The 18,946-nt window shown below is 56.8% G+C and carries 14 protein-coding genes and 1 pseudogene; 13 read left to right on the forward strand and 2 right to left on the reverse strand.

The window, feature by feature from the left end:
• The first annotated feature begins 8 nt into the window (after positions 1-8).
• The 6 genes from msbA to ACMGG5_RS13665 all read left to right on the forward strand — a co-directional run bounded on the left by msbA (position 9) and on the right by ACMGG5_RS13665 (position 6,012).
• A complete protein-coding gene (gene msbA, locus ACMGG5_RS13640; protein WP_024907792.1) occupies positions 9-1,757 on the forward strand; it encodes a lipid A ABC transporter ATP-binding protein/permease MsbA in 1,749 nt (582 codons plus the stop codon).
• Positions 1,754-2,731 (forward strand): tetraacyldisaccharide 4'-kinase, encoded by a 978-nt coding sequence (lpxK, locus tag ACMGG5_RS13645; protein ID WP_420277994.1) that lies wholly within the window; start codon positions 1,754-1,756, stop codon positions 2,729-2,731. The genes msbA and lpxK overlap by 4 nt, the downstream gene beginning before the upstream one ends.
• Before the next feature lie 44 nt (positions 2,732-2,775).
• The gene (locus tag ACMGG5_RS13650) at positions 2,776-4,005 is read left to right on the forward strand and encodes a winged helix-turn-helix domain-containing protein (protein WP_420277995.1); all 1,230 of its coding nucleotides are present in this window, start codon (positions 2,776-2,778) and stop codon (positions 4,003-4,005) included.
• Positions 4,006-4,050: 45 nt separating this feature from the next.
• The gene (gene ycaR / locus ACMGG5_RS13655; RefSeq protein WP_006174474.1) at positions 4,051-4,233 is read left to right on the forward strand and encodes a protein YcaR; all 183 of its coding nucleotides are present in this window, start codon (positions 4,051-4,053) and stop codon (positions 4,231-4,233) included.
• Positions 4,230-4,976, forward strand: a complete 747-nt coding sequence (gene kdsB, locus ACMGG5_RS13660) for a 3-deoxy-manno-octulosonate cytidylyltransferase (protein ID WP_370883931.1) — start codon at positions 4,230-4,232, stop codon at positions 4,974-4,976. The genes ycaR and kdsB overlap by 4 nt, the downstream gene beginning before the upstream one ends.
• 142 nt (positions 4,977-5,118) lie before the next feature.
• Entirely contained in the window at positions 5,119-6,012 is an 894-nt protein-coding gene (locus ACMGG5_RS13665; protein ID WP_023311002.1) for a YcbJ family phosphotransferase, read from the forward strand.
• Here ACMGG5_RS13665 and elyC read toward each other — a convergent pair.
• Positions 5,989-6,768: an envelope biogenesis factor ElyC gene (gene elyC / locus ACMGG5_RS13670; RefSeq protein WP_024907789.1), complete on the reverse strand. Its 780-nt coding sequence runs from the start codon at positions 6,766-6,768 to the stop codon at positions 5,989-5,991. The genes ACMGG5_RS13665 and elyC overlap by 24 nt on opposite strands.
• A gap of 124 nt (positions 6,769-6,892) precedes the next feature.
• On the opposite strand from elyC, the gene cmoM reads away from it, so the two are divergent.
• The 7 genes and pseudogenes from cmoM to ACMGG5_RS13705 all read left to right on the forward strand — a co-directional run bounded on the left by cmoM (position 6,893) and on the right by ACMGG5_RS13705 (position 17,529).
• Positions 6,893-7,672 (forward strand): tRNA uridine 5-oxyacetic acid(34) methyltransferase CmoM, encoded by a 780-nt coding sequence (gene cmoM, locus ACMGG5_RS13675; protein WP_032649174.1) that lies wholly within the window; start codon positions 6,893-6,895, stop codon positions 7,670-7,672.
• A 3-nt stretch (positions 7,673-7,675) separates the two neighbouring features.
• The gene (gene mukF / locus ACMGG5_RS13680) at positions 7,676-8,998 is read left to right on the forward strand and encodes a chromosome partition protein MukF (protein WP_024907787.1); all 1,323 of its coding nucleotides are present in this window, start codon (positions 7,676-7,678) and stop codon (positions 8,996-8,998) included.
• Positions 8,979-9,683 (forward strand): chromosome partition protein MukE, encoded by a 705-nt coding sequence (gene mukE, locus ACMGG5_RS13685; RefSeq protein ID WP_008499954.1) that lies wholly within the window; start codon positions 8,979-8,981, stop codon positions 9,681-9,683. Before mukF ends, mukE begins: the two co-directional genes overlap by 20 nt.
• Positions 9,683-14,134: a chromosome partition protein MukB gene (gene mukB / locus ACMGG5_RS13690; protein ID WP_420277996.1), complete on the forward strand. Its 4,452-nt coding sequence runs from the start codon at positions 9,683-9,685 to the stop codon at positions 14,132-14,134. Before mukE ends, mukB begins: the two co-directional genes overlap by 1 nt.
• Before the next feature lie 178 nt (positions 14,135-14,312).
• Positions 14,313-16,136, forward strand: coding sequence for a L,D-transpeptidase (gene ldtD / locus ACMGG5_RS13695; protein WP_420277997.1), 1,824 nt, complete (start codon positions 14,313-14,315; stop codon positions 16,134-16,136).
• A gap of 174 nt (positions 16,137-16,310) precedes the next feature.
• Positions 16,311-16,861 (forward strand): annotated as a pseudogene (locus ACMGG5_RS13700) (DUF882 domain-containing protein).
• 20 nt (positions 16,862-16,881) lie between these two features.
• Positions 16,882-17,529 (forward strand): MBL fold metallo-hydrolase, encoded by a 648-nt coding sequence (locus ACMGG5_RS13705; protein WP_008499950.1) that lies wholly within the window; start codon positions 16,882-16,884, stop codon positions 17,527-17,529.
• Positions 17,530-17,578: 49 nt separating this feature from the next.
• Here the strand turns inward: ACMGG5_RS13705 and ACMGG5_RS13710 are convergent, their stop codons facing one another.
• The gene (locus tag ACMGG5_RS13710) at positions 17,579-18,769 is read right to left on the reverse strand and encodes an amino acid aminotransferase (RefSeq protein WP_420277998.1); all 1,191 of its coding nucleotides are present in this window, start codon (positions 18,767-18,769) and stop codon (positions 17,579-17,581) included.
• Positions 18,770-18,946 lie beyond the last annotated feature (177 nt).

Here is an 18,946-nt window from a genome sequence, read left to right on the forward strand (position 1 = left end):
TTTTTTGAATGCATAACGACAAAGATCTCTCCACGTGGCAAACCTTCCGCCGACTCTGGCCGATGATTGCGCCCTTTAAAACAGGCCTGATCGTGGCGGGAGTAGCGTTAATCCTCAACGCAGCCAGCGATACTTTTATGCTATCGCTTCTCAAACCGTTACTGGACGACGGTTTTGGTAAAACGGATCGCTCAGTGTTGCTATGGATGCCTCTGGTGGTTATCGGACTGATGATCTTGCGCGGCATCACCAGCTATATCTCCAGCTACTGTATTTCCTGGGTATCCGGGAAAGTGGTGATGACCATGCGCCGTCGCCTGTTCAGTCACATGATGGGGATGCCGGTCTCATTCTTTGATAAGCAGTCTACCGGGACGCTGCTGTCCCGTATTACCTACGACTCAGAGCAGGTTGCCTCCTCGTCATCAAGCGCACTGATCACCGTCGTGCGTGAGGGCGCGTCGATCATTGGCCTGTTCGCAATGATGTTCTATTACAGCTGGCAGCTGTCAATCATCCTTATCGTGCTGGCGCCGGTGGTTTCTATTGCCATCCGTGTCGTTTCAAAGCGCTTCCGCAATATCAGTAAGAATATGCAGAACACGATGGGACAGGTAACGACCAGCGCGGAACAGATGCTGAAAGGACACAAAGAAGTCCTGATTTTTGGCGGTCAGGAAGTCGAAACCCACCGCTTTGACAAAGTCAGCAACAAAATGCGTCTGCAGGGGATGAAAATGGTCTCGGCCTCTTCCATCTCAGATCCGATTATTCAGCTGATTGCCTCCCTGGCACTGGCATTCGTCCTGTATGCAGCAAGCTTCCCGAGCGTCATGGAGACGCTGACGGCGGGTACCATCACAGTGGTCTTCTCCTCTATGATTGCCCTGATGCGTCCGCTGAAATCACTGACGAACGTCAACGCCCAGTTCCAGCGCGGGATGGCCGCCTGCCAGACGTTGTTCAGCATTCTGGATTCCGAGCAGGAAAAAGACGAAGGTACACGCGAAATTGAGCGCGCCCGTGGCGATGTCGAATTCCGCAACGTTACCTTCGCCTACCCTGGTCGTGAAACGCCGGCGCTGCGTAATATCAATCTGTCCATTCCGGCGGGTAAAACTGTGGCGCTGGTGGGGCGTTCCGGCTCGGGTAAATCGACCATTGCCAGCCTGATCACCCGTTTCTACGATATTAACGAAGGTGAGATCCTGTTAGACGGTCATGACCTGCGGGAATATACCCTGCAGTCGCTGCGTAATCAGGTGGCGCTGGTTTCCCAGAACGTGCACCTGTTCAACGATACCGTGGCTAACAACATTGCCTATGCGCGCACGGATGAGTACAGCCGCGAGCAGATTGAGAACGCTGCGCGGATGGCCTACGCAATGGACTTTATCAACAAGATGGATAACGGTCTGGATACGATAATCGGTGAGAATGGGGTACTGCTCTCCGGTGGTCAGCGTCAGCGTATCGCCATTGCGCGTGCGCTGCTGCGTGACAGCCCGATCCTGATCCTGGACGAAGCGACCTCTGCGCTGGATACGGAATCTGAACGCGCTATTCAGTCGGCACTGGATGAACTGCAAAAGAACCGTACCTCGCTGGTGATTGCGCACCGCCTGTCGACTATCGAGCAGGCTGACGAAATCGTCGTGGTTGAGGACGGCATCATTGTTGAACGCGGAAGCCATGCTGACCTGCTGGAACACCGCGGCGTTTACGCCCAGCTTCATAAGATGCAGTTTGGCGAATGATTGCACGCATCTGGTCCGGTGAATCCCCGCTGTGGCTGCTGCTTTTGCCGCTCTCCTGGCTATACGGCCTGGTGAGCGGAACAATCCGTCTGCTTTACCGTCTGGGGCTGAAGCGTGCCTGGCGCGCGCCGGTTCCGGTTGTGGTTGTCGGTAATCTTACGGCGGGTGGCAACGGTAAAACGCCGGTGGTGATCTGGCTGGTGGAGCAATTGCAAAAACGCGGCATCCGCCCGGGGGTGGTATCGCGCGGATATGGTGGCAAAGCGGCGCGTTATCCGCTGCTGCTGATGGCGGAAACCACGACCGCCGAAGCGGGTGATGAACCGGTATTGATTTTCCAGCGTACCGGCGCACCGGTTGCGGTCTCCCCGGTGCGCAGCGACGCCGTTCAGGCACTGCTTGCCGAACACGCGGTGCAAATCATTATCACTGACGATGGCCTGCAGCATTACGCCCTGGCGCGTGATAAAGAGATTGTGGTTATCGACGGCGTTCGCCGTTTTGGTAACGGCTGGTGGTTACCTGCAGGGCCCATGCGCGAACGCGCTTCGCGTCTTAAGTCCGTCGATGCGGTGATTGTGAACGGTGGTGAGGCAAATGCGGGTGAAATCCCGATGCATCTTCAGCCGGGTCTGGCGATTAACCTGGTGACGGGGGAACGCCGGTCGGTTGCGGAGCTGCCTTCACTGGTGGCGATGGCGGGGATTGGCCATCCGCCACGCTTCTTTACGACGCTGGAACAGTGTGGTGCCCGGCTGGAAAAACGCGTTCCGCTGGCCGACCATCAGGCGCTGGTGGAAGGGCAGGTAGACGCCCTGACCGTACCCGGACAGGCGCTGATCATGACCGAAAAAGATGCGGTGAAATGCCGTGCCTTTGCGAAAGATAACTGGTGGTATCTGCCGGTTGACGCTGAACTCAGCGGCGAGCAGCCGGAACAATTGCTCAAGGAACTGATTGCGTTGGTGCAGTAAAGGCTTACGCGGTTCTGGTGGCGCTTTGACTGACAGGAAAACGCATGTCTTTACCGCAACTCTCGCTTTCAGCCGCACGTCATTTACACCTTGCCGCGCAGGGGCTGCTCAAAAAGCCCCGCCGCCGCGCGCAGCCTGCCGATATTCTCTCGACCGTTCAGCGCATGTCGCTACTGCAAATCGACACCATTAACATTGTGGCCCGCAGCCCTTACCTGGTCCTGTTTAGCCGCCTGGGGAGTTATCCTTCTCAGTGGCTGGATGAGGCGCTCAGCAAGGGGGAGTTAATGGAGTACTGGGCGCACGAAGCCTGCTTCCTGCCCCGCAGCGATTTTGCCCTGGTTCGCCACCGTATGCTTGCCCCGGAAAAGATGGGCTGGAAATACCGACAGGCGTGGATGCAGGAACATGCGGCCGAAATTGAGCAGCTTATCGCGCATATTCAGGAAAACGGTCCCGTACGCTCCGCCGATTTTGAACACCCGCGCAAGGGCACCAGCGGCTGGTGGGAGTGGAAGCCGCACAAACGTCATCTCGAAGGGCTGTTTACCTCTGGCAAAGTCATGGTGATTGAACGGCGTAATTTTCAGCGCGTATACGACCTGACGCATCGCGTGATGCCGCACTGGGACGACGAGCGCGACCAGCTTACCCAGGAGGCGGCCGAGGCCGTTATGCTGGAGAACAGCGCCCGTAGCCTGGGGATTTTTCGCGCGCAGTGGCTGGCAGATTATTATCGCCTGCGTCAGCCCGCGCTAAAACCGCTGCTGGACATGTGGCAACGCGAACAGCGCGTCATTCCCGTTACCGTGGAAACGCTGGGCGAAATGTGGCTGCATGCGGATCTCCTCCCGTTATTGCCTCAGGCTCTGGAGGGGAAACTTCAGGCAACCCACAGCGCGGTATTGTCGCCTTTCGACCCGGTTGTCTGGGACAGAAAACGCGCCGAGCAGCTCTTTGATTTCAGCTACCGGCTGGAATGTTATACCCCGGCCCCAAAGCGCCAGTATGGTTACTTTGTTTTACCGCTGCTGCATAAGGGACAGCTGGTCGGGCGCATGGACACCAAAATGCACCGCAAGACCGGCACGCTTGAAATCATTGTGCTTTATCTGCAAGAGGGCGTCAGGGTGACGGCGAGCCTGGAAAAAGGATTAACGTCCGCCATTAGCGAATTCGCGCGCTGGCAGGGTGCCGACGACGTGACGCTGGGCCGGGTACCCGACGGACTGTTTACATCCTGTCGAAGTGGCTGGGAAACAGGCACGCCCTGAAAAGGGAATGTGTTAAGCTTTAGCGATTACCCATACGGAGGAACTATGGATCACCGTTTACTTGAAATTATTGCCTGCCCGGTATGCAACGGCAAACTCTACTACAGCCAGGACAAACAGGAGCTGATTTGCAAGCTGGACAGCTTGGCTTTCCCGCTGCGTGACGGCATTCCGGTACTGCTGGAAAATGAAGCGCGTTCCCTGGTGGCAGAAGAGAGCAAACCATGAGTTTTGTTGTCATTATTCCTGCGCGCTACGCGTCTACGCGTCTGCCGGGTAAACCGCTGGTGGATATCAACGGCAAGCCAATGATTGTGCATGTCCTTGAGCGTGCAAGGGAATCCGGTGCCGACCGTGTGATTGTTGCTACCGATCATCCCGACGTCGCCCGTGCGGTTGAGGCGGCAGGCGGTGAGGTATGCATGACCCGCGCCGATCACCAGTCCGGCACCGAGCGTCTGGCGGAAGTGGTTGAGAAATGTGGTTTTAGTGATGATACGGTCATCGTTAACGTGCAGGGTGACGAGCCGATGATCCCGGCGGTGATTATCCGTCAGGTGGCAGAAAACCTGGCGCAGCGTCAGGTCGGTATGGCGACGCTCGCGGTGCCTGTTCACCATGCAGAAGAGGCTTTCAACCCGAATGCGGTGAAGGTGGTCATGGATGCCGAAGGCTATGCGCTCTATTTCTCCCGCGCCACGATCCCGTGGGATCGCGATCGCTTTGCGCTCTCTAAAGAGACCATCGGTGATACCTTCCTGCGTCATATTGGGATCTACGGCTATCGGGCCGGTTTTATTCGTCGATATGTGGCCTGGGCGCCGAGTCCGCTGGAGCATATCGAAATGCTGGAGCAGCTTCGCGTGCTCTGGTATGGCGAAAAAATTCACGTTGCCGTTGCCAGCGAAGTGCCTGGTACGGGCGTTGACACGCCGGAAGATCTTGAGCGCGTTCGCGCCGAGCTGCGCTAATACCGCCTGCATCCCTCCTGACGGGGGGATGTTCCTCTCCTCGTTAATTTCCCTTTCTTTTCCCTAATTGATCTCTTCCGGGTGACATCTTCCTTCAGGACGCTCATTATAAAAGCAGTAGTCTTAATGGGGGTAATCTCATATGGAACAGCTGCGTGCCGAACTTAGCCATCTGCTGGGTGAGAAATTAAGCCGTGTCGAATGCGTGAGTGAAAAGGCCGATACCGCGCTTTGGTCGTTGTATGACAGTCAGGGCAACCCAATGCCGCTGATGGCCAGAAGTTTCACCTCACCGGGTGTGGCCAGGCAGCTTGCCTGGAAAATGTCGATGCTGGCGCGGGAGGGAACCGTCCGTATGCCGACGGTGTACGGCGTGATGACCCATGAGGAACATCCCGGCCCGGATGTACTGCTGATTGAGCGCTTGCGCGGCGTGCCCGTTGAAGCGCCCGCGCGCACGCCGGAGCGCTGGGAGCAGTTAAAAGACCAGATTGTCGAGGCGCTGCTGGCCTGGCACCGTCAGGATAGCCGCGGACTTGTCGGTCCGGTCGACAGCACTCAGGAAAACCTGTGGCCGCTGTGGTATCGCCAGCGGGTTGAGGTTCTGTGGGGGACGCTTAACCAGTTCAACAATACCGGTTTGACCATGCAGGATAAGCGAATTCTGTTTCGTACCCGCGAGTGCTTACCGGCGCTGTTCGACGGTTTTAATGACAACTGCGTGCTGATCCACGGTAATTTCACCCTGCGCAGCATGCTCAAAGACTCCCGCAGCGATCAGCTTCTGGCGATGCTGGGGCCGGGGATCATGCTCTGGGCTCCGCGCGAATACGAGCTGTTCAGGCTCAGCGACAGCGGGGCGGCGGAAGGTTTACTGTGGCATTACCTTCAACGCGCGCCCGTTGCAGAAGCGTTTCTCTGGCGGCGCTGGCTTTATCTGCTCTGGGACGAAGTTGCGCAGCTGGTCAATACCGGACGTTTTAATCGCGCAAACTTCGATCTGGCAACAAAATCACTCCTGCCCTGGCTCGCCTGACGATCCTTTCAGCCACTGCCAGAGGCGTCCGAGCGTTTCATAACCGACGCGATCGCTATGCATTAGCCACGCCGGGGACGGTATCGCCCGTTCCCACGGGTTGAGCGGCGCGTCGATAGCCATCTGGTTTGCCGGTGCGGGAAGCGGGTGCAGGCCTTGCTTCTCAAAGAAAATCATCGCGCGTGGCAGGTGCGAGGCGGAGGTCACCAGCAAGAACGGGACATCGCCAATCGCCTGCTTCACTGCGGCAGCCTCTTCTTCGGTATCTTTTGGGCTGTCCAGGGTGATGATGGAGGAACGCGGTACGCCGAGCGATTCCGCGACTCTGGCGCCCGCTTCAGCTGTACTCACCGGGTTCGTTTTGGCCGCCGCGCCGGTGAAGATCATTTTTGATCCCGGATTCGCGAGCCACAGGCGAATGCCTTCGTTTAGCCGTGGCAGGCTGTTGTTGATCAGGTTTGAACTGGGGGCCCAGTCAGGATCCCAGGTATATCCGCCTCCCAGTACCACGATGTACGCCACTTTCTGATTTCCCTGCCATGTCGGGTACTTGTTTTCGATGGGGCGTAACAAACCATCCGCGACCGGTTGCAGGCTCAACAGCAGCAGGATAAACCAGCCGAGCGTGATAAGCGTTTTGCCACTCTTCTGAAAGCGACTGAACCACACCAGCGCCAGCCCCAGCGCGATGATGATGAGCAGCAGCGGAAGGGGAAGCATCATCCCTCCAATGTATTTCTTAAGGGTAAAAAGCATCCTTTTTGGTTCCTTTTTTGACCATATAGCAGGTGATTACCGGTGATATTACACCAGAGAGGTTCATTCTCCGCGCGGGTGTGACAAAATAGCGGTTTTGCAGTTAGCGAGTGGAACTCTCCCAATGCGGGATCGCAATTTTGATGACATCGCGGAAAAGTTTTCGCGCAACATTTATGGCACCACGAAAGGGCAGCTCCGTCAGACGATCCTCTGGCAGGATCTGGACACCATTCTGGCTACCTTTGGCGGTCAAACGTTGCGCGTGCTGGACGCTGGTGGCGGTGAAGGGCAGACGGCGATAAAAATGGCCGAGCGCGGCCATCACGTCACGCTTTGCGATCTTTCTGCGGAAATGGTCGCCCGCGCGACGCGTGCGGCAGAAGAGAAAGGTGTGAGCGACAACATGCATTTTATACAATGCGCCGCTCAGGACATCGCGCAGCATTTGGAAACCCAGGTTGATCTGATATTGTTTCATGCGGTGCTGGAGTGGGTTGCCGATCCGCAAAGCGTGTTACAAACCCTGTGGTCGATGTTGCGCCCGGGCGGCACGCTGTCGCTGATGTTCTACAATGCTAACGGCTTCCTGATGCACAACATGGTTGCGGGAAACTTCGACTATGTTCAGGTCGGGATGCCCAAAAAGAAAAAGCGCACGCTTTCCCCGGACTATCCGCGCGATCCACAGCAGGTTTATGGCTGGCTGGAAGCGATTGGCTGGCAGATTGTCGGGAAGACGGGCGTCAGGGTGTTTCATGATTATCTGCGTGAAAAACACAAACAGCGTGACTGTTTTGACACCTTAACAGAATTGGAAACGCGGTATTGCCGTCAGGAGCCTTTTGTCAGCCTTGGCCGCTATATTCACGTCACCGCGCACAAGCCGCAGATGCAAGGATAACCTATGAGTGAATTTTCCCAGACAGTCCCCGAACTGGTTGCCTGGGCCAGGAAAAACGATTTCTCCATCTCGCTGCCGGTAGACAGACTCTCTTTCCTGCTGGCGGTCGCCACGCTGAACGGCGAGCGGCTGGATGGTGAAATGAGCGAGGGTGAACTGGTGGATGCGTTCCGCCACGTCAGTGATGCGTTTGAGCAAACCAGCGAAACCATTAGCGTGCGTGCCAACAACGCGATCAACGATATGGTGCGTCAACGTCTGCTGAACCGCTTTACCAGCGAGCAGGCGGAAGGAAACGCCATCTATCGCCTGACGCCGCTGGGCATCGGCATCACCGATTACTATATTCGCCAGCGTGAATTTTCCACGCTGCGTCTTTCCATGCAGCTGTCGATCGTGGCGGGTGAGCTTAAGCGCGCCGCCGACGCGGCGGATGAAAACGGTGACGAATTCCACTGGCACCGTAACGTCTACGCGCCGCTGAAATATTCGGTGGCGGAAATCTTCGACAGTATCGATCTCACCCAGCGCCTTATGGACGAACAGCAGCAGCAGGTGAAAGACGATATCGCGCAGTTGCTGAATAAAGACTGGCGAGCGGCTATCTCCAGCTGTGAACTTCTGCTGTCAGAAACCTCCGGCACGCTGCGCGAACTCCAGGATACGCTGGAAGCCGCAGGGGACAAGCTGCAGGCTAACCTGCTGCGCATCCAGGACGCAACGCTGGCGCATGACGATCTGCATTTTATCGACCGTCTGGTATTCGATCTGCAGAGCAAACTCGACCGCATTATCAGCTGGGGCCAGCAGTCGATCGACCTGTGGATCGGCTACGATCGACACGTGCATAAATTTATCCGTACCGCGATTGATATGGATAAAAACCGCGTCTTTGCCCAGCGTCTGCGTCAGTCGGTGCAGACCTATTTCGATGCGCCGTGGGCGCTGACCTACGCCAATGCCGATCGTCTGCTGGATATGCGCGACGAAGAGATGGCGCTGCGCGATGAAGAGGTGACCGGTGAACTGCCACCGGATCTGGAATACGAAGAATTTAACGAAATTCGCGAGCAGCTTGCGGCGATGATCGAAGAACAGCTCGCTGTCTACAAAACCAGACAAGTGCCGCTGGATCTTGGGCTCGTGGTGCGCGACTATCTGGCGCAATATCCGCGCGCGCGCCACTTCGACGTTGCCCGCATTGTGGTAGACCAGGCGGTGCGCCTGGGCGTCGCGCAAGCAGATTTCACCGGACTGCCGCCGAAGTGGCAGCCAATTAACGATTACGGAGCCAAGGTACAGGCGCATGTCATTGACAAATATTGAACAAGTGATGCCAGTTAAGCTGGCACAGGCGCTGGCGAATCCGTTATTTCCGGCGCTGGACAGCCAGCTGCGTGCCGGTCGTCACATTGGCTTAGACGAGCTGGATAATCACGCCTTTTTGATGGACTTCCAGGAGTACCTGGAAGAGTTTTACGCACGCTACAACGTGGAGCTTATTCGCGCGCCGGAAGGGTTTTTCTACCTGCGTCCACGCTCCACGACGCTGATTCCGCGTTCCGTGCTCTCGGAGCTGGATATGATGGTCGGCAAAATTCTTTGCTACCTCTATCTCAGCCCGGAACGTCTGGCGAATGAAGGGATCTTCACCCAGCAGGAACTTTACGACGAGCTGTTGACGCTGGCAGATGAGAGCAAACTGCTCAAGCTGGTGAACAACCGCTCCACGGGGTCGGATCTTGACCGTCAGAAATTACAGGAAAAGGTTCGCTCTTCCCTGAACCGTCTGCGTCGCCTGGGGATGGTCTGGTTTATGGGCCACGACAGCAGCAAATTCCGCATCACGGAATCTGTCTTCCGCTTTGGCGCCGACGTGCGTGCGGGCGATGACGCGCGTGAAGCGCAGCTTCGCATGATCCGCGACGGTGAAGCGATGCCGGTGGAAAACCATTTGCAGCTCAATGATGAGCATGAAGAGAATCTGCCGGATAGCGGGGAGGAAGAGTAATGATTGAACGCGGTAAATTTCGCTCACTGACGCTGATTAACTGGAACGGCTTCTTTGCCCGAACGTTCGATCTGGATGAGCTGGTCACGACGCTCTCCGGCGGTAACGGAGCGGGTAAATCCACCACCATGGCAGCCTTTGTCACGGCGCTGATCCCTGACCTGACGCTGCTTCACTTCCGTAACACCACCGAAGCGGGGGCCACAAGCGGTTCCCGTGATAAAGGCCTGCACGGGAAGCTGAAGGCCGGCGTCTGTTATTCGGTTCTGGACGTCATTAACTCCCGTCATCAGCGTGTGGTGGTGGGCGTACGCCTGCAGCAGGTTGCTGGCCGCGACCGTAAAGTGGATATCAAACCGTTTGCGATCCAGGGGCTTCCAACGTCCGTGCAGCCAACGGCGCTGCTGACGGAAACCCTGAACGAACGTCAGGCGCGTGTGCTGACGCTGCAGGAGCTGAAAGATAAGCTCGAAGCTATCGAAGGCGTACAGTTCAAACAGTTCAACTCGATTACCGACTACCACGCGCTGATGTTCGATCTGGGCGTGGTGGCGCGTCGTCTGCGCTCGGCATCAGACCGTAGCAAATACTATCGCCTGATCGAAGCGTCTCTGTATGGCGGTATCTCCAGCGCCATCACCCGCTCCCTGCGCGACTACCTGCTGCCGGAAAACAGCGGCGTGCGTAAGGCCTTCCAGGATATGGAAGCGGCGCTGCGTGAAAACCGCATGACGCTGGAAGCGATTCGCGTTACCCAGTCCGACCGCGACCTGTTTAAACACCTGATCAGCGAAGCCACCAACTACGTGGCGGCGGACTACATGCGCCACGCCAACGAGCGACGCGTGCATCTCGATCAGGCATTAGAATATCGCCGCGAGCTGTTTACCTCCCGTAAACAGCTGGTGGCCGAGCAGTACAAGCACGTCGAAATGGCGCGCGAGCTGGGCGAGCACAACGGTGCCGAAGGCGACCTGGAAGCCGATTACCAGGCCGCCAGCGATCACCTGAACCTGGTGCAGACCGCGCTGCGTCAGCAGGAAAAAATCGAGCGCTATGAAGCGGATCTCGACGAGCTGCAAATTCGTCTCGAAGAGCAAAATGAAGTGGTGGCCGAAGCCGCCGACATGCAGGAAGAGAACGAAGCCCGCGCCGAAGCGGCCGAGCTGGAAGTGGATGAGCTGAAAAGTCAGCTTGCCGATTACCAGCAGGCACTCGACGTGCAGCAGACGCGTGCAATTCAGTACACCCAGGCATTGCAGGCATTACAGCGCGCGAAAGAACTGTGTCATCTGCCTGACCTGACGCCGGATAGCGCCGACGAGTGGCTGGATACCTTCCAGGCCAAAGAACAGGAAGCCACCGAGAAGCTGCTGTCCCTCGAACAGAAAATGAGCGTCGCGCAAACGGCGCACAGCCAGTTTGAGCAGGCTTATCAGCTGGTCGTCGCGATTAACGGTCCGCTGGCGCGTAACGAAGCCTGGGACGTTGCCCGTGAACTGCTGCGCGACGGAGTGAACCAGCGCCATCTGGCCGAACAGGTTCAGCCGCTGCGGATGCGTCTGAACGAGCTGGAACAGCGCCTGCGAGAGCAGCAGGAGGCCGAGCGTCTTCTGGCGGAATTCTGCAAGCGTCAGGGAAAAAATTACGATTTCGACGAGCTTGAGGCCCTGCATCAGGAACTGGAAGCGCGTATTGCGGCCCTGTCCGATACCGTATCAAACGCCAGCGAACAGCGTATGACGCTGCGTCAGGAGCTGGAGCAGATTCAGTCCCGTTCGAAGACGCTCTTGCAACGAGCGCCGGTCTGGCTGGCGGCTCAAAGCAGCCTGAATCAGCTCAGCGAACAGTGCGGCGAGCAGTTCGAATCCAGCCAGGAAGTGACCGAATACCTGCAGCAGCTGCTGGAGCGCGAGCGCGAAGCCATTGTTGAGCGTGACGAAGTCGGTACGCGCAAGCGTGAAGTCGACGAAGAAATTGAACGCCTAAGCCAGCCGGGCGGTTCAGAAGATCCGCGCCTGAATGCCCTGGCGGAGCGTTTTGGCGGCGTGCTGCTGTCCGAGATTTATGACGACGTTGGCCTTGACGATGCCCCGTACTTCTCCGCGCTGTACGGTCCATCCCGTAACGCGATTGTGGTCCCGGATCTGTCACTGATTTCTGAGCAGCTTGCCGGCCTGGAAGATTGCCCGGAAGATCTCTACCTGATCGAAGGGGATCCGCAGTCGTTCGATGACAGCGTCTTCAGCGTCGACGAGCTGGAAAAAGCGGTCGTGGTGAAAATCGCCGACCGTCAATGGCGTTATTCCCGCTTCCCTGAGCTGCCGCTGTTTGGCCGCGCCGCGCGCGAAAGCCGCATCGAAAGCCTGCACGCCGAGCGTGAAACGCTGTCTGAACGTTTCGCGACCCTGTCGTTTGACGTGCAGAAAACCCAGCGCCTGCATCAGGCGTTTAGCCGCTTTATCGGCAGCCATCTGGCCGTGGCCTTTGAAGCTGACCCGGAAGCGGAAATTCGCAAGCTCAATACCCGCCGTGGCGAGCTGGAGCGGGCGATTGCCAGTCATGAAAGTGATAACCAGCAGAGTCGGGTGCAGTTTGAACAGGCGAAAGAGGGCGTCGCGGCCCTTAACCGCATTCTGCCGCGCCTGAATCTGCTGGCAGATGACTCGCTGGCCGATCGCGTGGACGAGATCCAGGAGCGTCTGGATGAAGCGCAGGAAGCCGCGCGTTTCGTTCAGCAGCACGGCAATCAGCTGGCGAAGCTGGAGCCCGTCGTGTCTGTACTGCAGAGCGACCCGGAACAGTTCGAGCAGTTAAAAGAAGATTATGCCTGGTCACAGCAGGTGCAGCGCGAGGCGCGTCAGCAGTCGTTTGCCCTGACGGAGGTGGTGCAGCGTCGCGCCCACTTCGGCTACTCCGATTCGGCTGAAATGCTGAGCGGTAACAGCGACCTGAACGAAAAACTGCGTCAACGCCTTGAGCAGGCGGAAGCGGAACGTACTCGCGCCCGTGAAGCAATGCGCAGCCACTCCGCTCAACTGAACCAGTACAACCAGGTGCTGGCCTCGCTGAAAAGCTCCTTCGACACCAAGAAAGAGCTGTTAAACGATCTTCAGAAAGAGCTTCAGGACATCGGCGTTCGTGCCGACAGTGGGGCAGAAGAGCGCGCGCGTATTCGTCGTGACGAGCTGCATTCTCAGCTCAGCAATAACCGCGCGCGTCGTAATCAGCTGGAAAAAGCGCTGACCTTCTGCGAAGCGGAAATGGATAACCTGACCCGTCGCCTGCGCAAGCTGGAGCGCGACTACTTTGAGATGCGCGAGCAGGTTGTGACCGCGAAGGCGGGCTGGTGCGCGGTGATGCGCATGGTGAAAGACAATAACGTTGAGCGTCGTCTGCACCGCCGTGAACTGGCATATCTCTCAGCCGACGAGCTGCGTTCCATGTCGGATAAGGCGTTGGGTGCGCTGCGTCTGGCGGTGGCGGATAACGAACACCTGCGCGACGTGCTGCGTATGTCGGAGGATCCTAAACGTCCGGAACGTAAAATCCAGTTCTTCGTGGCGGTTTACCAGCACCTGCGCGAACGTATTCGTCAGGACATCATCCGTACTGACGATCCGGTCGAGGCTATCGAACAGATGGAAATCGAGCTGGGTCGCCTGACGGAGGAGCTGACCTCCCGCGAGCAGAAGCTGGCTATCAGCTCCCGCAGCGTGGCGAACATCATTCGTAAAACCATTCAGCGCGAGCAGAACCGTATCCGCCAGCTGAACCAGGGTCTGCAGAGCGTGTCGTTTGGCCAGGTGAACAGCGTGCGCCTCAATGTCAACGTGCGCGAAGCCCACGCGACGCTGCTGGAAGTGCTGTCTGAGCAGCACGAGCAGCATCAGGATCTGTTCAACAGCAACCGTCTGACCTTCTCCGAAGCGCTGGCGAAGCTGTATCAGCGCCTGAACCCGCAGATTGATATGGGCCAGCGTACGCCGCAAACCATCGGTGAAGAGCTGCTGGATTACCGTAACTACCTGGAAATGGAGGTTGAGGTAAACCGTGGCTCAGACGGCTGGCTGCGTGCGGAATCCGGGGCGCTCTCAACCGGTGAAGCGATCGGTACCGGGATGTCAATTCTGGTGATGGTTGTCCAGAGCTGGGAAGATGAAGCGCGCCGTCTGCGCGGCAAAGACATCTCGCCATGCCGACTGCTGTTCCTGGATGAGGCAGCGCGTCTTGATGCCCGCTCCATTGCCACGCTGTTCGAGCTTTGCGAACGTCTCGATATGCAGCTCATTATTGCGGCGCCGGAGAACATCAGCCCCGAGAAAGGCACTACCTACAAGCTGGTGCGTAAAGTTTTCCAGAACAGCGAACACGTTCACGTTGTGGGGCTGCGTGGCTTTGCGCCGCAGCCGCCAGAGTCATTGCCGGAAACCACAGCCGACGCTTCCTGAAGTATCTTCTGACCCAAAGCGGCGCCCTGGCGCCGCTTTTTTTTTAAACTTAACTTGTGCTTAGGGCTGCGTTATCTTTAAACTTCTTTACATAAGGTAAGGCAACAGCTTAGCCGTCTACCTATAATGAAAGAAAGCCCCAACGTGATGGGCATGTCGTGAAAACAGGGGGCAAGGGATGTTGCTTAAGAAAGAATGTGGTCGTCAGCTGTCTGCGCTGAGTTTGTGCCTGGCAGTGATGTTTGCTCCGCTGTTAACCGCCCAGGCCGACGAGCCTGAAATTGTGCCGACTGACAGCTCGGCAACGACAGGCGCGCAGCCAACGTCGTTGTCCCAGCCGCTGGACCAGTCTCCGGCGACGGCTGTCATGGCCGGTATTAAACCGCTGCCGGAAGGCATCGACGCCGAATCGCTCAGTCAGCAGCTGCAGTCGGGGCTGCCGTCAGGCTACACGCCTGTCTATATCAATCAGCTCACGCTCCTCTATGCTGCCCGCGATATGAAACCGATGTGGGAAAACCGCGATGCCGTGCGCGCCTTCCAGCAACAGCTGGCGGAGGTCGCGATTGCAGGGTTTCAGCCGCAGTTTACAAAATGGGTTGAGCTGTTAACCGATCCTGCTGTCACCGGGCAGGCGCGGGACGTGGTGCTTTCCGATGCCATGATGGGCTACCTGCAGTTCGTGGCGGGTATTCCTGTCAATGGCAACCGCTGGCTGTACAGCGATAAACCTTACAAACTGGCGACGCCAGCGCTGTCGGTGATTAATCAATGGCAGCTAGCGCTGGATAATGGCGAACTGCCGCGCTTTATCGCCAGCCTGGCACCGACGCACCCACAATATGCCACTCTGCACCAGTCGCTCCTCGCGCTGGTGGGGGACACGCGTCCGTGGCCGCAAATGCGCGGTACCGCGACGCTGCGTCCGGGGCAGTGGAGCAGCGATGTGCCCGCCCTGCGCGAGATCCTGGTGCGTTCCGGTATTCTGGAAGGCGGGCCAAAGATTGCTCTCCCGGGTGATGATCCACAAAACGTCGCCGTCAGCCCGTCAGCTCCCGTGAAAGAGAAGAAAGCCGTTGTCCTGAGCGACAAACCCGCGGCTTACGATCGCGAGCTGGTTGCGGCCGTTAAGCAATTCCAGGCCGCTCAGGGGCTGGGGGCCGATGGCGTCATTGGCCAGACGACGCGCGACTGGCTGAACGTATCGCCTGCGCAGCGGGCAGGGGTGCTGGCGCTCAATATCCAGCGTTTGCGCCTGCTGCCGGGAACGCTCTCTACCGGGATTATGGTTAACATCCCGGCGTATTCCCTGGTCTATTACCAGAACGGTAGCGAAAAACTGGCGTCGCGCGTGATTGTCGGGCGTCCGGATCGCAAAACACCGATGATGAGCAGCGCGCTGAATAACGTGGTGGTAAACCCGCCGTGGAACGTACCGCCGACTCTGGCGCGAAAAGACATTCTGCCGAAGGTGTGGAACGACCCGGGTTATCTGGAACGTCATGGCTATACGGTGATGCGTGGATGGAACAGTAAAGAGGCCATCGATCCTTATATGGTCGACTGGTCGACGATCACAGCGTCAAATCTGCCGTTCCGTTTCCAGCAGGCTCCCGGGGCGCATAACTCTTTAGGGCGCTACAAATTCAATATGCCGAGTTCAGAAGCTATCTATCTGCACGATACGCCGAACCACAACCTGTTCCAGAAAGATACCCGCGCGCTGAGTTCTGGCTGCGTGCGCGTGAACAAAGCCTCGGAGCTGGCCAATATGCTGCTTCAGGATGCGGGCTGGAACGATACGCGTATTTCGGATGCCCTGAAGCAGGGGGATACGCGTTACGTTAATATTCGCCACAATATTCCGGTCAATCTTTACTATCTGACGGCGTTTGTGGGCGAGGACGGGCGTACCCAGTATCGTACAGATATTTACAATTATGATCTCACCGCGCGATCCGGCGCACAAATTTTGCCAAAAGCGGAACAATTAATCAGGTAAATGAAGCAGTTCGGGAAAAATGATTGTCGTAAGTTATGGTGAATAAGGGGCTATATCGCTGCAAGCCGCGTATTCACTGGGGTTGGGCGCCTTGACGTACCTGGTTTTGCCAGTTATGGTGCCCTTCGTGCGCTAAGCATATTACGATTTCTTTTACCTGTAGACCTGATTATCATGGACAAATTTGACGCTAATCGCCGCAAACTGCTGGCGTTAGGTGGCGTTGCGCTCGGCGCAGCGGCCATCCTGCCGACGCCAGCATTTGCCACCCTCTCGACACCTCGTCCGCGAGTTTTAACGCTCAACAACCTTCATACCGGTGAGTCGCTAAAAGCGGAGTTTTTCGATGGCAGAGGCTATATTCAGGATGAATTAGCAAGACTTAACCATTTTTTCCGTGATTTCCGCGCGAATAAAATAAAAGCCATCGATCCTGGACTGTTTGATCAGATTTTCCGCCTTCAGGGCCTGCTGGGCACCAGCAAGCCGGTGCAGCTCATTTCTGGCTATCGCTCGATTGATACCAACAATGAACTGCGCGCCCACAGTCGCGGGGTAGCGAAAAAAGCTATCACACGAAGGGCCAGGCAATGGATTTCCATATTGAGGGCGTTTCGTTAGCCAATATTCGCAAAGCTGCGTTATCTATGCGCGCAGGTGGTGTAGGATATTACCCCAGCAGCAACTTTGTGCATATTGATACCGGTCCGGTTCGGCACTGGTAATAACGAAACACAGGAGCAGTATGAACTATCGTATTATTCCGGTTACCGCGTTCTCCCAGAATTGTTCACTCATCTGGTGCGAACAGACTAAACTGGCCGCGCTTGTCGATCCCGGCGGTGACGCTGAGAAGATCAAGCAGGAAGTCGCCGACAGTGGCGTGACGCTCATGCAGATTTTACTGACGCATGGTCACCTCGACCATGTGGGCGCAGCGGCTGAACTGGCTGAACACTACGGCGTGCCGATTGTCGGTCCGGAAAAAGAAGATGAGTTCTGGCTGCAGGGATTACCTGCCCAAAGCCGCATGTTTGGCCTTGATGAGTGTCAGCCCCTGACGCCCGATCGCTGGCTGAATGAAGGAGAGCGCGTTAGCATAGGGAATGTGACTTTACAGGTGTTGCATTGTCCTGGGCATACGCCAGGCCATATCGTCTTCTTTGATGACCAGTCCCGTCTGCTGATCTCCGGCGATGTGATTTTCAAAGGTGGCGTAGGACGCAGCGATTTTCCGCGCGGCGATCACGGACAGCTGATTCAGTCGATTAAACAGAAGCTATTGCCGCTGGGTGATGATGTGACGTTTATCCCTGGCCACGGTCCGATGTCGACGCTAGGCTATGAACGGCTCCATAATCCGTTCCTTCAGGATGAAATGCCTGTCTGGTAACCCGAATAAAAAAAAGCCTGCATAACGCAGGCTTTTTTATGGGCGCAAATTACAGTACGGCGACAATCGCTTCGCACAGTGGCGACATGTTGTCAGGCGTCATGCCTGCAACGTTCACGCGGCCAGAGGCCACGGCGTACACGCCAAACTCTTCACGCAGACGCAGAACCTGCTCTTTGGTCAGGCCGCTGAACGAGAACATGCCGTTCTGTTTGATGATAAAGCTGAAGTCGCGGTCCGCGCCTTTCTCAGCCAGGGTGTTCACAAACAGCAGGCGCATGCGCTGAATACGCTGACGCATATCGTTCAGCTCTTGTTCCCAGATAGCGCGCAGCGCATCGTTGCTCAGGATAGTGGCAACAACAGACGCACCGTGTGCCGGTGGGTTAGAGTAGTTAGCGCGGATAACCGATTTCATCTGGCTGAACGCACGATCGACGGTCTCTTCGTTAGCAGCAACCAGCGTACAGGCACCCACACGCTCATTGTACAGACCGAAGTTCTTGGAATAGGAGCTAGCGACAATCAGCTCCTGATGCACGGCTGCGAACGCGCGCAGGCCTTCGGCATCTTCTTCCAGACCACGGGCGAAGCCCTGGTAGGCAAAGTCAAACAGCGGCAGCCAGCCTTTTTCTACGGACAGCTTCGCCAGGTGTTGCCACTGCTCAAGCGTCGGATCGATACCGGTTGGGTTGTGGCAGCAGCCGTGGAACAGCACCACGTCACCCGCCTGCGCTTCGCTCAGGCTCGCCAGCAGGCCGTCAAAGTCGAGAGAGTGGTTTGCCGCGTCGTAGTAGGCGTATTCACGCACTTCCAGACCCGCAGAGTTAAACACGCTCTTGTGGTTAGGCCAGCTTGGGTTGCTTACCCATACGCGCTTAACAGAGGTGTTTTTCGCAAGGAAATCCGCCGCCACGCGCAGCGCACCGGTACCGCCCGGAGTCTGTGCTGTACGGGCACGTTTGTTACTCACAATTGCGCTGCCTTTACCGAACAGCAGCTCCTGGGTACAGCGACCAAATTCAGGGATACCATCAATACCGAGGTAGTTTTTGGTGGTTTCGTTTTCCAGCAGATACTGCTCAGCTTTCTTGACGCTGGTCAGTACCGGAGTTTTGCCGGTTTCATCTTTATATACACCAATACCCAGGTTGATTTTGCCAGGGCGGTCGTCGGCACGAAACAGATCGGCCAGGCCCAGAATCGGGTCGGCAGGAGCGGCGGTAATGTTCTCAAACATGACGAAGTTCCATTGTGATTACAGAAGTGAAATCCGCTATCAGGTTAACGGTAGATTTACAAAATGCCAACCGTTTGCGACGAAAAGCGTGCGGCTTTTCAAAAGTCGCCATTATTTTCTATCACACATAAAAAAACAGGGCCGAAGCCCTGTTCATTAAGCATATAACAAAGTGGT

The organism is Enterobacter sp. BNK-34, assembly GCF_048684445.1.
GTDB classification, from domain to species: Bacteria; Pseudomonadota; Gammaproteobacteria; order Enterobacterales; family Enterobacteriaceae; genus Enterobacter; species Enterobacter pseudoroggenkampii.